The 13,463-nt window shown below is 57.2% G+C and carries 11 protein-coding genes; 2 read left to right on the top strand and 9 right to left on the bottom strand.

All coding sequences use genetic code 11. The annotated features are described in order from the left end of the window. Positions 1-3 precede the first annotated feature (3 nt). Together MTX78_RS23465 and MTX78_RS23460 are read left to right on the top strand one after the other, a co-directional pair. A complete protein-coding gene (locus MTX78_RS23465) occupies positions 4-387 on the top strand; it encodes a hypothetical protein (RefSeq protein ID WP_243803023.1) in 384 nt (127 codons plus the stop codon). Positions 388-484: 97 nt separating this feature from the next. Continuing rightward, positions 485-1,381: an alpha/beta fold hydrolase gene (locus MTX78_RS23460; RefSeq protein WP_243803021.1), complete on the top strand. Its 897-nt coding sequence runs from the start codon at positions 485-487 to the stop codon at positions 1,379-1,381. Between the two features lie 138 nt (positions 1,382-1,519). On the opposite strand, the gene MTX78_RS23455 is transcribed toward MTX78_RS23460, so the two are convergent. The 9 genes from MTX78_RS23455 to MTX78_RS23415 form a co-directional block, all read right to left on the bottom strand. Next, positions 1,520-2,446 (bottom strand): PAS domain-containing protein, encoded by a 927-nt coding sequence (locus MTX78_RS23455; protein ID WP_243803019.1) that lies wholly within the window; start codon positions 2,444-2,446, stop codon positions 1,520-1,522. An 11-nt stretch (positions 2,447-2,457) separates the two neighbouring features. After that, positions 2,458-2,820, bottom strand: coding sequence for a hypothetical protein (locus MTX78_RS23450; protein ID WP_243803017.1), 363 nt, complete (start codon positions 2,818-2,820; stop codon positions 2,458-2,460). A 309-nt stretch (positions 2,821-3,129) separates the two neighbouring features. Continuing rightward, positions 3,130-4,605: a RagB/SusD family nutrient uptake outer membrane protein gene (locus MTX78_RS23445; protein ID WP_243803015.1), complete on the bottom strand. Its 1,476-nt coding sequence runs from the start codon at positions 4,603-4,605 to the stop codon at positions 3,130-3,132. A gap of 20 nt (positions 4,606-4,625) precedes the next feature. Next, positions 4,626-7,805, bottom strand: a complete 3,180-nt coding sequence (locus MTX78_RS23440; RefSeq protein ID WP_243803013.1) for a SusC/RagA family TonB-linked outer membrane protein — start codon at positions 7,803-7,805, stop codon at positions 4,626-4,628. Between the two features lie 487 nt (positions 7,806-8,292). After that, the gene (locus tag MTX78_RS23435; protein ID WP_243803011.1) at positions 8,293-10,344 is read right to left on the bottom strand and encodes a HelD family protein; all 2,052 of its coding nucleotides are present in this window, start codon (positions 10,342-10,344) and stop codon (positions 8,293-8,295) included. A 293-nt stretch (positions 10,345-10,637) separates the two neighbouring features. Beyond that, positions 10,638-11,087 carry a hypothetical protein gene (locus tag MTX78_RS23430; RefSeq protein WP_243803009.1) on the bottom strand — a complete coding sequence of 150 codons (450 nt, stop codon included), beginning with the start codon at positions 11,085-11,087 and terminating at the stop codon, positions 10,638-10,640. A 205-nt stretch (positions 11,088-11,292) separates the two neighbouring features. Beyond that, entirely contained in the window at positions 11,293-11,700 is a 408-nt protein-coding gene (locus MTX78_RS23425) for a RidA family protein (protein ID WP_243803008.1), read from the bottom strand. Positions 11,701-11,824: 124 nt separating this feature from the next. Next, positions 11,825-12,388 (bottom strand): Crp/Fnr family transcriptional regulator, encoded by a 564-nt coding sequence (locus tag MTX78_RS23420; RefSeq protein WP_243803006.1) that lies wholly within the window; start codon positions 12,386-12,388, stop codon positions 11,825-11,827. A 210-nt stretch (positions 12,389-12,598) separates the two neighbouring features. After that, on the bottom strand, positions 12,599-13,459 hold the full coding sequence (locus tag MTX78_RS23415) for an SDR family oxidoreductase (RefSeq protein ID WP_243803004.1): 861 nt from the start codon (positions 13,457-13,459) through the stop codon (positions 12,599-12,601). Positions 13,460-13,463 lie beyond the last annotated feature (4 nt).

The following is a 13,463-nucleotide window of genomic DNA, read 5'->3' as shown; positions in this document are numbered from 1 at the left end:
ATCATGCCCCCTCCTATCGGCCCGCGGCTGCACGGCGCCATCGACTACGGCTTTATTATTTTACAGGCCTTAGCTCCTTCCCTGTTCAAGCTGCACGGACCGGCCAAAACGCTCTGCTACGTTTTCGCCTGCAACCAGGCCCTCCTCAATTCGCTGACCGACCAGCCCTACGCCCTCAAGAAGGTTGTTCCTTTCCGCGTACACGGCCAGTTGGAAAGGCCCATGCTGCCAGCCCTGCTAGTGGCGCCCTACATAACGGGGGCCTTGAAGCAACGTAACGCTCGCCGCTTCTTCGTTGGCTTTTTCGCTTTGGCACTGACTAACTATTTACTCACCGATTATAAAGCGCAGGAGCGGCAAAGCGGGTTTTCTCAGAAAGAAAAGTAGTGTTATCGTGCTTGTATCAGCAGTATATGTTGCCGTGTAGACCAAAGTATGCTCATCTTTATAGTTATTATCCGTTTTGTATCACGCTTTTTTATCGATGACTGCCTTTACTGTTCCGCTAGCCAACTGTGCGGACAAAGTCGCCAATCGTTTTCCAGATCTGGTTTCCCATCCCGCAGCCGTCGGATATACTCTCCCTAACGTTGTTCTTGAGCGCAACAACGTGCGCGTATTTGGGCACGGCAAGCAGGTACTGCTACTCTGCAACGGCTTCGGCTGCAGCCAACATATCTGGCATCGCCTGACGGCGGCTCTGTCCACGCGCTACCGCTTGGTGCTTTTTGATTACGTGGGCTCCGGCGGTTCCGATTTCAGTGCCTACACGCCTGAGCGCTATTCTTCGCTGGCTGGCTACGTGCAGGACGTCCTGGAAATCTGTCAGGCGCTGGACCTGCGCGAGGTTACTCTGGTTGGCCACTCCATCGGCGCCAGTATTGCTATGCTCGCTACCATTGCCGCGCCGCAGTATTTCAGCCACTTGGTTGCCTTGGCAGCTTCTCCTCATTTCCTCATTGAAGACGACTATTACGGGGGCTTCAGTCGGGAAGACGTCGAGCAACTCTTGGGGCTGATGCAAGTCAATCATGATAGTTGGGCCAACCTGTTCGCCGGTATGTTGCTGGGAACCGAAAACCACGACCTGCTGTCCAAGGAACTCGCCCAGCATTTCTGCAATGCCGATTCGCACATTGCCCAGCATTTCGCGCGCGTCAGCTTTTTCTCGGATTGTCGCGCCGACCTAGCTTACGTACCAGTGCCGACCTTGCTGGTGCAATGCTCGCAGGATATGGCAGCCCCATCGGAAGTCGGCGACTACTTGTTAGCTCACCTTCCCGAGGCAACGCTAGTACAGCTTAGTACCACCGGCCATTGCCCGCACCTGAGTGCCCCGCTGGAAACGTTGGCTGCTATGGACGCTTTTTTGGCTGTTTAATGCTAGTCTGGTCATCAAGCGGTGCCTTCGTTGAGCGAATTCCTGCAGGGTACACCAAACCAGCTTCGTACAAGAAGACAACGATGCAGGCATAAAAAAGCCTCTCGTAAGAGAGGCTTTTAGCAAGCAGGAACCGTGCTACTGAAGGGGCGTGGGGGGCACAAGTGGAGTTGATACCCCAGCGGCTAGCTGCGCCCGGAGTTGCTGAACTTCGTGTTCGAGCTGCAGCGTACGGAACGTGACTTTCACTTCCAGGTCTTCGTAGGCCTGCGTCAACTGCTCTTGGAGCTGCCGCATCTGGGTGACGTCGGTGTTGGTGCCAAACCAGCGCAACACGTGGCCATGCTCGTCCCGCAAGGGCACGGCCCGCGAGAGAAACCAGCGGTAGACTCCGTCTTGGCCGCGAAGTGGGAATGTGTCTTCCCAGGCAGTGCCCGCGGCAAAAGCCTGGCGCAAGCGTTCCACCACGCCGTGCACGTACTCGGGGTGCTGCACTTGCTGCCAGCCCCAGCCCAACATCTGTTCCGCCGTCGTGCCAGTGTACTCGTACCAGCGTTGGTTGTACCACGTGATGTTGCCCGTCGCGTCGGCTATCCACGCTAGCTGCGCGATACTGTCGGCCATAGTGGCCAGCTCGGCCTCGTGCTGGCGCAACAACTGCTGGTTGACTTTCTGCTCGGTGATGTCGGTAATGGTTCCAATAAAGCGCTGCGCCTGCGTGCGTTCCGCATTAAAGAACGCGCGTCCGGTGGCATGAGCCCAGCGGGCGGGTGTAGCGGGGTCCTGCCACTGCGTCCGGTAATCGATGGCGTAAGTGCCGGGACCGGTTGGGGACAGCGCCTGGTCAACGGCGGCTTGCGTGAGGGCCCGGTCGTCGGGGTGCACGCCTTCCAGAAACTGGGCATACGTCACGTCTTGCTCTAGAGCGAAGCCAAAGATTTCTTTGCAGCGGTCCGACCAAATCAGGGCACCCGTGAGCGGCGTAAAGTCCCACGTACCGGTACCAGCCGCATCGACGGCGCTTTGCAGGCGTTCAAACTGAACCTCGGGAGAGGAAGTTGGCATTGAAAAAAAGGTTAGGGTTGAACGAGAAACAATTCCAGGCCCGACTGGAAATACAAGGTCAGGGCGCGAAAGTGCCCGTCGGTCGAAAAGCGCAGCCGTGTGATTAGCGCCTTTATCTCGTGGCCAGCTAGCTGCAAAAGCAAGTAAGGGCGGCTTAGTAGCGCATCGCGCTCCACCCGCCACTGGCCGCTGGTGGCCTGGCCAGCATTGTCGAGGCTGAGGTATTGTTGCTCTAAATGCACCTCCGTAGCCTGGGCCAAGGCAGAAGCAGGGTCTTCGCGGCTAAGAACCTTGTTGACAACGCGCCACTTACCGTGTAAGTAAGGGTCCGGCACTTGCTGGAGGTTCACATCCAGTAATGTTGGAGTGCTCATGGGAGAAGAGAAAAAGTGCCTTCAAAAGTACAGCTGGCCAGTGAATGTAGGTGCTAACCCGCCGGAAAGCTGTGCAAGGCAGTCAAGCAGCTACTCGTGTACTCGGGCGCGAACAACTGCTTTGCTGATGTGGCAGCAAAGGAACTTGGCAACGTGACGCAGCAGTAGAACCAGAGCGTTGAGACGACGGGGGGTATCCTCTGTTACGAACACTCAGCATCGTCTATGCTCTGATTACCAAAGGCATCTGGGTATGGTTTCGCTTAGCAGCAACCTTACTTTCAAATGCTCTTCCGGTTCTATCCTGCGTTAGTACCCCGGGTTTTGCGTCAGCTTACCGCCGCTGAGTTGGATTTGGCTTAACGGGATGGGGAACACCTCGTTTTTACCTGCCACAAAGCCGCGGTTTCTTAGCACAGTAGCAGCACGACCCTGCCGCACAAGGTCGAAGTACCGGTCGCCGTATTCCAGAGCTAGTTCCACGCGGCGTTCTTGCCATACGGCTTGGCGAATCTGCACTTGAGAAAGGCCATTGGGAAGGGCCGCAAGGCCAGCGCGGGCACGCACGCGGTTCACGGCGGCCAGTGCTTTACCTGATTGCCCTAACTCGTTGGCGGCTTCAGCATTCAGGAGCAAGACCTCACCAAACCGCAGCACCCGAATGTTCTGGTCGCGGCCGTAGCCGCACGATTTATCGGCCGCGTTGGGCACGTAAGCCTTCATGTTGTAGCGCTCGTTGGAGTTGCTGTTGTCGATGAAGTCGCCATCGGGGGTGGTGGTGCCGCGCTCCATGATGGTGCCCAGCTTGCGTGTGTCGCCGGGCTCGAAGGCCGCGGCCAGATCGGCGGAAGGTGTGCAGAAACCCCAGCCGAGCTGGGGCCGTGCCATTTGGGCCTCGGCCCAGTAGGAGTTCGCTACATCACAGTTGCCAGGCAACGAGGTACATTGCACTTCGAAAATCGACTCCGGCCCGTTCTCGCCTTCTATGCGAAACATGCGGTAGAAATCGGGCACCAGCGAGTAGTTCAGGTTCAGCACTTGGTCGGAAGCAGCCAGCGAAGCCGCGTAGTCTTTCTGGTACAGCTGCGCCTTAGCCAGCAACGACAACGCCGCGCCTTTGGTCACGCGCCCCACGTCGCTGTTCGGGTACGACGTTGGCAGAATACTTGCTGCTGCAGTTAGATCACTGATAACAAGCGCATACACCTCGTCACGGCTGGCGCGCGGAATGTTCTGTTCATCTGTGGTAACGGCTGGCTTGGTGTACAGCGGGACGCCTCCGTAAGCCCGTACCAGGTTGAAATAAGCCAGCGCCCGCAGAAACTGCGCCTCGGCCACGTAGCGGCTGCGGAGGTTCGAGTCCATATCGACGTTGGGCACGTTGAGGATAACTTGGTTGCAGAGCAACACTTGCTGGTATTGCCCGAGCCAGTAGCCTTCTGCGGAGCCCGCCGTAGCCGTGAAGCGGAAGAAAGAATAGTCGTTGAGGTAGTCACCGTCGCCGGGTACGCTGCCTTTGTCGGCATCGTCGGAGGGCAGGGTGGTAACGGACAGCCAGTTGAAAGCCACTAAGTTGTACTCACGCAGTTTGGCGTAGCAAGAGCTAACTGCCGCCGCCGCGTCGCTCTGGTTTTTAAAGAACTCCGTTACCACAGGCTGCCCTTGGGGCTGCACGTTGAGAAAATCGTTGCACGAAGACACGCTCAGCCCGAGCGTTAGCCCAAGCACGGCCAGCGTTGGTAATAGCCGGCGCCGGGCCGGGTACGCAGGTGTAGTGTTGTTCATAGCGAATAGAGGCGAGGTCGTTAGAAACCGATATTGATACCCAAGTTGTACGTTGCGGCCAGCGGGTACACGTTCTGGTCGAGGCCGGCATAGGTGGGCGTGCCCCCAACTTCGGGCGTAAAGCCTTTGTATTTGGTAAGCGTCACGGGGTTCTGCGCGTTGGCATACACGCGCAACGTTTGCAAGCGCAGCGTGCTCACGAGGGTTTTCGGGAAGTTGAAACCGAGCTGCACGTTGCGCAAACGGATGTAGTCGCCCTTCTCCACGTAGTACGAGCTCGGGTCGAGGTTGCGCCCCGAGAGGTCGGCCGACGGGTAACTGTTTGAAGTGCCCGCACCGCGCCAGCGGTTGTTGTAGAAGTCCTGGGTGTAGTTTTCGTTGCCGACGCGCAGCAAACGCAACGCGTTGAACAGCTCCACCCCGCCTACCCCCTGCACATCAAGCTGCAAGTCGAAGGCTTTGTAGCGGAAGGTGGTGTTCAGGCCGTAGGTGAAACGCGGGTTGGGGTTGCCGAGCACCACGTAGTCGCGGGCATCAAGCAAACCGTCGCCGTTTTGATCTTGGTAGCGCAGGTCGCCGGGCTTGGCGGTGGTGGTCTGCGGCGACTCGGCTACTTCCTGCGGCGTTTGAAACACACCAGTGGTCTGGTAGCCGTAGAACGCACCGATGGGCGCGCCAATTTGCGAAATGGTGGTGCGGTAGTCGCCGAGCGGCAAGGCGCCGGAAAAGAGCGGGGCGCCGCTGGCCGTAGAAAGCACCTTGTTCTGGTTGTAAGCGCCCACCAAACCCACCGAGTACGAGAAGTCGCCGGTGCCGGCCGAGTTCCAGCGCACGGCCGCTTCTACGCCCTGGTTCTGAAAGGTGGCATTGTTATCGAGGTAGCCAATGCTGTTGGCGTAGCCCGGCCCCGACAAGATGGGCACCGGAAACACCGCATCAATGGTGCGGCGGTTGTAATAATCCAGTTCCACCGATAACTGATTGTTCAGAAAGCCCATTTCCAGGCCCGCATCAGCTTCGCGCACTTTTTCCCAACGCACGCGTCCCGCTGCCAAAGTGCTGATGTTGGCGCCCGTGATTGGTGTGCTCGGAATACCGAAGAACCCGGCGTAGGTTGGGTAAAAATCGACGACCGACACGGCAATGTTGTTCGGCACCTGACTGTTGCCAAGCAAGCCGTAGCTAGCCCGTAGCTTCAGGAAATTGAATACCGCGCTTTCCTTCAGAAAACCCTCTTCCGAAATTACCCAGCCGATGCCCACCGACGGGAAGTTGCCGTAGCGGTCGGCGCCAGTGTATTTGCTGGCCCCGTCGCGGCGGAAGCTGGCCGTGAGTAGGTAGCGCTCCTTGTAGGCATAGTTCACACGGGCGAACAGCGAGAAAATGGTGTACAAATCAACCGGGTTAGCGAGTGTGGCGGTGCCCACCGTACCCAGGTTGAAGTAGTAACTGTCGCTGCTACCGGCCTGCACCCCATTGATGGCGCCAATAAGCTGCTCGGTGCGGTAACGCAGAGCCGTGGTGCCGAGCAGGGCCGTCAGGTGGTGGTCGGTGCCGAAGGCGCGGTCGAAGGTGAGGGTGTTTTCCCACTGCAACTGGTTGCTTTGGCTCGTGCCTTTGCGCAACGTATTGCCCCGGTACACTTGAAACGTGGTGAGCGAATCGGCCTTCTGATAGTTGTAGAACTTGGCCGCGTTGTAACTGATGCCCGCGCTGGTGCGCAACGTGAAGTGTTGCAGAAAGTTGAACGAAGCAAACGCGTTGCTTACCAGCGTCTGGCCTTGGGAGCGTTGCACGAAATAGTCGAGCGTGCCGCGCGGGTTGCCGAAGTTGCCGAGGCCTGAGCCTATGAGGCCAGGGTCGCCGTAGCGGCCATCGGCCTGAAAAACGGGCAGCACTGGCGGCGCCACGTACGCCTGCGCAAACACGTTGGAGCCGCCCAGCGCGAAGTTGGACGAGGTGCCCGTCGCTGCACCACCAAGGCCGCTGTAGCTGGGGAAGACACTGGAAGCAAGGCCCGGTGCGTCGTGCGCATCAAGGGTAGCGAAGCTGGCTGAGTACCCCACTTTGATGTGGTCGTTGAGGGCAAAGTCGGTTTGCAGCCGCGCCGTAATCCGCTCGAAGTCGTTCTTCTGCAAGACGCCTTCCTGCCGCAGATACGAGCCACTGAAGGTATAGGAGGCTTTTTCGCTGCCGCCACCCAGGCTCAACTGATGGTTTTGGGTGGCCGCCGTGCGGGTCACTTCCTTGAGCCAGTCGGTGGAAGGCAGATTGGTAGCGAGGTTGTTGCTCGGGTCGACGTTGGTAAGCGCGTATTTCTCGTTGAGCAGTTCGGCGTATTGCTGGGCATTGGCCATTTCGATGCTGTTGGTCACGGTTTGCACCCCACCAAAGCCGTTGTAGTTCACTCGCGTTTTACCGGCCTGCCCGCGCTTGGTGGTCACGAGCACTACGCCATTGGCAGCCTGAATACCATAAATGGAAGCACTGGCCGCGTCTTTCAGCACCTCCACTGAGGCAATGTCGTCTTGGTTTAGAAAGCTCAGGTCGGAACCAGCCGGCAGTAGCGTACCGTCAACCACGTAGAGCGGCGACACGCCCGCCAACGAGCCCGTGCCGCGCACCCGGATCTGCGGGGCTGTACCGGGCACACCGGCGTTGGTGATTTGCACGCCAGCCACTTTCCCTTGCAAGGAACTGACTGGGTTTTGCGACGCCTGGTTGACGAGTTCCGTACCCTTCACCGACGCAATAGCGCCCGTTACTTCACGCTTGGTTTGGGTGCCGTAGCCCACCACCACTACCTCATCGAGGCTGCGCGCTTGCGGGGAGGCAAACTGCACATCGAGGGTGCTGCGGCCATTTACCACCAGCTCCTGGGGCGAGTAGCCAATAAAGGAAAACACCAGCGTCGCGCCCGCGGGCACGTTGAGCGAGTACTGTCCTTCCGCGTTGGTGGCGGTGCCAATGCTGGTATTTTTCACCACCACGTTCACGCCTGGTAATACCTCTCCCCTCTCATCTACCACACGGCCGGCAACGGGTGTACCGGCTTGGGGTACAGCTTGTTGCCAGAGTGGCGCAGCTTGGGCAGGCAGCAAACCAGCTTGGCTCAAGCTTAGTCCCGCTGCCAGCGTGGCCACGCGCTTAACCCACTGATCAGATGCTATATGTATCACTAAGACTGGTAAAATTTTCATGCATAGTTCTGGTTGAATATTTACTGCTTTGCTACTAGATCTAGCCACAAAATCATACGCTAACTAGCTCATCCATAAACACTAGTTGGAGCACAGATTCTCAAATGCTGTCTTGGTAGAAGCATGCTAACTAGCTTGGTAAATTTTTTGTTTGAAAAATCCTGTTAAAGCAAAGGAGAGGGCGGTGTTTAGCAGCTTGCTGCTAAACACCGCCCTCTCCTTTTCCGCGTAGCGTCCTGTTATACCAAGGCAACGGCCCCTAAAGTCCACGCCATATCAGAGCACAGGATGCGGCCGCCATTTCCTGCTCGCTACAATACCCCCACCCATCAGCAACAACAGGGCTCTGCCCTGTCCTATCCAACGCCGGTGGATTTCCTAGAGGCGGCAGCGCGCTATGCGATTCTTAGGCTAAAACCAGTCCGACGCAGCCAAAAGGTTGCGTTTCTACATCCTTCAGAGAATCGCTAAAACACCGACTGCGGCACTAGTTTTTAGCAGACAAGCACTCCGTAACCGTACCCGAATACGTCAAGGTGAGTTGGTGCATGGCTCGGGTGCAGGCTACGTACAGCATGCTCTTGTCCACGTCCGTTTTGTAAGTACGAGCGGAGGCAAAGGGCACAATCACCTCATCAAATTCCAGCCCCTTCGCCAAATGAGCCGTGGTGATGATAACGCCTTCTTTGAAGGACGTGGAATCTTCCGTGAGCAGCTGCACGCCGGGGGCTTGTAGGGCCTGATACACGTCTTCGGCTTGCCGGAGCGTTTTGCAGATGATACCCAACGAATTGCTTCCTGAGCGTTGGAACACGGCAACCATCTGCTGAATGGCCTCGATTTCCTCGTGGCGGCTGTTGTAGCTCAGTACCTCTGGCTCGCGGCCGTGCCTTTCCAGCGCAATGATGTCGGGGTTTGGCGTGATCCGCTGCGCGAAGGCTGTAATTTCAACGGTGGAGCGGTAGCTGCGGTACAGCTTCACGACGTCGGCTTGCGGAAATACGCGTTCAATTGTCTCGGCCGAGGAGGCGCTGTATGGGTTCACCGTCTGGTTTACGTCGCCCAAAATGGTCTTGCGGCACAGAAACAGCCGCGACAAAACGGCGTAGTGCACCGGCGTGTAATCCTGCATCTCGTCAATGAGCAAGTGCTTTACGTGCTCGTAGGCCGTGATGCCTTCCAGGCGTATGCGCAGGTAAATCAAGGCAAACACATCGGCGTATTCCAAGCGCAGGCGCTGGTCGATTTTGCACAGCTCCGGCCGGCCGATCCAGCGGTAGAAATCCCGGTAGAGGTCCAGTACTTGGTTGAACTTGAACATGCGCGGAATAGCTTCCCCGATGGTTGCTTTTTCGTGCCCGGTGAGCTTCCGGCCGGCGGCGTCGCGCACGTAAGCCCGCACGTCATCGGCCACCAGCGCGAATCTTTTCAAAATTGGTACCCGGTGGTAGGCCTTGAGCTTGGTCAGCAGGAACGAGGCGGGCACCACGGTCCGCCCCACCCGCAGGTCGTTGACAACGAAGTAGTTGTTCTCGATGTAGATAAGGTACTGATTGAGCTTGCTTAGGAAGTCAAACGAGGACTTGAATTGAATCCGCTCAATGAATGCGGGGTTGTGCTCCGTCAGCAATGCAGATACCTGCTCGAAAAAGGTCTGAAACTGGTACCGGCCTTCGAGCAAGTCGGTGGCCAGCTCTTCCATGCCCATCTCCGGGATGTGCTCTTCCCCTAGCTCGGGCAAGACGTTCGAGATATAGTCGGCGAAGACTTTGTTGGGAGAAATGATAAGAATGTCCTTCGCCGCAATGGTTTCGCGGTAGCGGTACAGCAGGAAGGCGATTCGGTGCAAGGCAATAGACGTTTTGCCCGAACCCGCCACTCCCTGAATGACCATGACCGGGGCCGTCTCGTTGCGAATCACCGCGTTTTGGTCGCGCTGGATGGTCGCGACGATGTTCTTCATCTTGTCGTCCGACGACTTGGCTAGTTCGCGTTGCAGCACGTCGTCGTGAATGTTCACGCCGTTTTCAATCATGAACTCCATGCGGCCGTCCCGGATTTTGTACTGCCGCTTCAGGTCGATGCGGCCCTTGATGGTACCGGATGGAGTGAGGTAAGACGCTTCCCCCAGCTCGAAATCGTAGAACATAGAGGAGATGGGCGCGCGCCAATCGTAGATCAGGTTTTGGCGCTGCCGCTCGTCCAAAAACGAATATATCCCGATGTACACCGGGGAGGCCACCTGGTTTTGGCCGACGAAATCAATGCGGCCGAAGTAAGGCGACTGGCCTAGCTTCAGGAGTTTGCGCTTTCTGGCAACGGCAGCTTCACCCGTGAAAGCCATGCGGTTAATGGACTGGCCGGCCGCCACCATATCGGCATCGTCCATGCCCGACTGGTGCTCGTGGATGTACTGCTTTTTCTGCCGGAGTTCGTCGGAAAACTGCTTGACAGAGTCGTCCACCCGTTTGATGGCCAGGGTGAGTTGCTCCTTGATTTCTTCCAGGTATTCTCGTTCGTCTTGCTCTGTTGCGTTCATCCCTTGCAGCTCTTGAAAAAGGACCTCAAAGGTGCCATCAAATTCCGGTCTGCAGAAGTGTTCCGCATATTTTATTAGGTGCGTCACCTGCTCTAGCCTACAGCGTACTCGATTTCGTGTTGCAGCCCTCCACGGAAGAACAGCTGGCGCGGGCCTTTGCTCTCCTGAGCACCACGGCCCCAAAACAGAAAAACAAGCTGAAGCTCTTAGCCGCCTGCTAGCAAGGACATCGGATGCTCCTTGCTAGCAGGCGGCTACGCTACATCGAGGCTGCTTTACGTAGAAACGGCCGCTCACTTCACACGGCTCTGCTGTACTTTCTTGTATTCCAGTCCTGGCCCATCACACGCCTGCCACGTACTGGACAGCGTGCCGTCGGCCTTGACGGCTAGGGTTTCCTTTGGCTCGGTAGTGCACGCGCCAATGAGGCTGTTGGGCGCGGCGTAGGTAAGCACCACGTACGGGCCATCCGACAAGTTCAGGTAGGAAAACGTGCCGTGCGCCTCCGCTACGTGCCCGTCTTGCTGGCGCGTTTTGGTGAACGTGCTATCGGCCTGGAAGGTGTAGGCTTCTTGCCACGGCAGGTTGGCGCCGGTCTGGACGACGTTGGGGACTTGCCCCCGCATTTCAACCAGTTGCCACGTTTGCGGATACGTATTGGCTGGCACTTGCGCCAGCTCTCCTTTTTGGCAAGAAAACAGGGTGGCCAGCAGTAGGCAGAGCACAGGTGGGTGGTTTTTCACAAGCGGAAATCAAGGATGTATGGGAAAGAGTTGGAGCACAACGAATAGGTTGCAGTGGCTACCGACCCAACTCATCCTGTGCCCCTTCGCGTAGCCCGGCCGTGGCTGGACCTAGCAGCGCTGTGCTGGTATACGCTTACCCATAATTCACCAAGTAGCGCTCTTCGTTTACGAGGTAGAGCAAGGAATCAGCTCGGACCCGGGACTACTTTACCGCAGTGGCTTCCAGCTCGATTTTCAGACAGTCATAGGCTAGCACTTTCACTTCCAGCAAGGTGCTAGCTTGTTGTATGCCGTGCTTGGTTACCCACTCGGTGAACACGTCAAAGCAGCTGAAAAGCTCTGCTGCCGACGTGGTATAGACGTTCAGCCGCACGATGTCTTGGCATTGATACCCTGCCTCCTGGATGACTTGTTCCAGATTGTGAATGACTTGAAGCAGCTGGGTTTTCATATCCGCGGTGCTGGGTTCGCCTTGCGCGTTGATGGCGGCCTGCCCGGCGCAGTAGAGCGTGCTAGTTGCATGTTTGATTTCAACGGCTTGGGCATAGCCCACTTTTTCCTGCCATTGCCACGGGTTAACGACTCGCTTTTCCATTGGGGTTGCTTGCATGATTGAGATGATAGCACGCCATGGCTGCCATGGCTGCTAGGTGAAATTCATACCCCAAAATTCCGTGCAAAACCCCGCTGCGGCGCGTGACGTGCCGCACGATTATCGTGTGATGTAGGTCACACTAAGCAGTAAGCCGGCTTAGCGTTTCACGAGACACGCCCAGGTAAGAAGCCAGCAAGGTTTTAGAAACCCGTTGTCCCAGCTCGGAGTACTTGCGCAGCAGCTGTTCGTAGCGCGCTTGAGCGGAAGTGGTGAGCAACGATAAAAGCCGTTGCTGGGCGGCAATGGCCCCTAACGTCGCTTTTTGCAGGAAGAAACGCGCCAACTGGGGCAGTTCAGCGCAGAGCGTGTGGTAGTCTGCCAACGACAAGCAAAGCACCGTGGTATCTTCGAGGCACTCCAGCGAGAGGGTGGCGGGCGTTTGGGTGTAATAGGCTTGCAGGTCGCTTTCCCACCAGTCTTCCATGGCAAAGGCAAGCAAATGCGGCTTACCAGAAGCATCGGTATACACCAGCTTCAATAGCCCCGACACCACAAAATAGTTGTACTTCACTGGCTCGCCTTCTTGAACCAGAAACTGGTGTTTCTTGAACCGTTTCAGGGTGAAGCGCGCCAGCACAAAGGCAAACTCGTCATCGGTGAGCGAAACTACTTTTTCCAGATGCTCCCGAAGTTGTTGTTGCATTTTCTCTACGAATAAGTGCCCAGGCGGAAGGCCGTAACGAATGTACTGGCATGTGCTGCTCAGGGCATGAAAGTATCTCGCCCGCGTTAAACTTCCACCCAACCACCTTGTCCAGCCAAAGAGCTTAGCCCTAATGGAAGAAGCCGTAATAGACAAGCAGAACCCATGGCCCTACTTTATCCGTTACGGCTTCCCCTAAAAACCAAAAGCTTACAAACTGAATATGCTGGCTATTCCCTCTGATAAGGTGGCCGGTTTGCGGCCTAGTAGCTGCTCTAAATCCGAGCTTACTATTTCTTCCTGGCCGTGCTTGATATCGGTCATGAAGCCCACAATGCGCGGCACCACCACGGCGGGTACGCCCCGGCCCGCCAGCTGCTTCTCGAATTCGGCGGCTTCCACGGGGGTGTAGGCCACTGGTTTTCCAGAGAGCGTAGTTAAGGCGGCCGCAACATCATGGAATGAATACGCTTCGCCACCCGTGAGGTAGTAGGTGTTGTTGGCGCAAGTATTTTCCAGCAGGGCGTGCGCAATGGCTTCGCCCATTTCGCTGCGCAAGGCAAAGGCTACCTTGCCCTCCCCGGCTGGCAAGATAATGCCGGTGGCCAAGACCTGCGGCCCCGTGAACTGCGGCAGGGCTTCCATGTACAGGATGTTGCGGAACAGCACGTAGGGCAAGCCGCTGGCCTTGATATAGTCTTCGGTTTGGAAGTGCCTTTCCATCAACTGGTTGGTGAGCGTGCTGGGGTCTTTCAGGGCGCGGCTGGTGTAGGCCAGGCACTGCACGCCGGCCTGGCGGGCGGCGTCCACCACGTTGTAGTGCTGTTGGAGGGCGTCCGCTTCACCGCCGCCCGAAATCAGCAGCACCTTCGTGACGCCCTCCATTGCCCGGTCCAGGGAAGCCCGGTCGCTGTAGTCGCCCACGCGGATGTGTATGCCTTGAGCGTGCAAGTCAGCGGCTTTATCGGCATCGCGGACCAGGGCCACCAGGTGGTGGGGGCTGGTTGTAGCGGCTAGGGTTTGCAGCACGGCTCGGCCAAGGTGGCCAGTGGCACCAGTTATCAAAATCATACAA

The organism is Hymenobacter tibetensis (assembly GCF_022827545.1).
Classification (GTDB): domain Bacteria; phylum Bacteroidota; class Bacteroidia; order Cytophagales; family Hymenobacteraceae; genus Hymenobacter; species Hymenobacter tibetensis.
This window is presented reverse-complemented; position numbering and strand designations above follow the sequence as displayed.

Coding starts and splice junctions, on each gene's coding strand:
- MTX78_RS23455 (WP_243803019.1), bottom strand. CDS start 2,446: ATGCCAACTTCCTCTCCCGAGGTTCAGTTTGAACGCCTGCAAAGCGCC.
- MTX78_RS23425 (WP_243803008.1), bottom strand. CDS start 11,700: ATGCAAGCAACCCCAATGGAAAAGCGAGTCGTTAACCCGTGGCAATGG.
- MTX78_RS23440 (WP_243803013.1), bottom strand. CDS start 7,805: ATGAAAATTTTACCAGTCTTAGTGATACATATAGCATCTGATCAGTGG.
- MTX78_RS23465 (WP_243803023.1), top strand. CDS start 4: ATGCCCCCTCCTATCGGCCCGCGGCTGCACGGCGCCATCGACTACGGC.
- MTX78_RS23435 (WP_243803011.1), bottom strand. CDS start 10,344: ATGAACGCAACAGAGCAAGACGAACGAGAATACCTGGAAGAAATCAAG.
- MTX78_RS23460 (WP_243803021.1), top strand. CDS start 485: ATGACTGCCTTTACTGTTCCGCTAGCCAACTGTGCGGACAAAGTCGCC.
- MTX78_RS23445 (WP_243803015.1), bottom strand. CDS start 4,605: ATGAACAACACTACACCTGCGTACCCGGCCCGGCGCCGGCTATTACCA.
- MTX78_RS23450 (WP_243803017.1), bottom strand. CDS start 2,820: ATGAGCACTCCAACATTACTGGATGTGAACCTCCAGCAAGTGCCGGAC.
- MTX78_RS23420 (WP_243803006.1), bottom strand. CDS start 12,388: ATGCAACAACAACTTCGGGAGCATCTGGAAAAAGTAGTTTCGCTCACC.
- MTX78_RS23415 (WP_243803004.1), bottom strand. CDS start 13,459: ATGATTTTGATAACTGGTGCCACTGGCCACCTTGGCCGAGCCGTGCTG.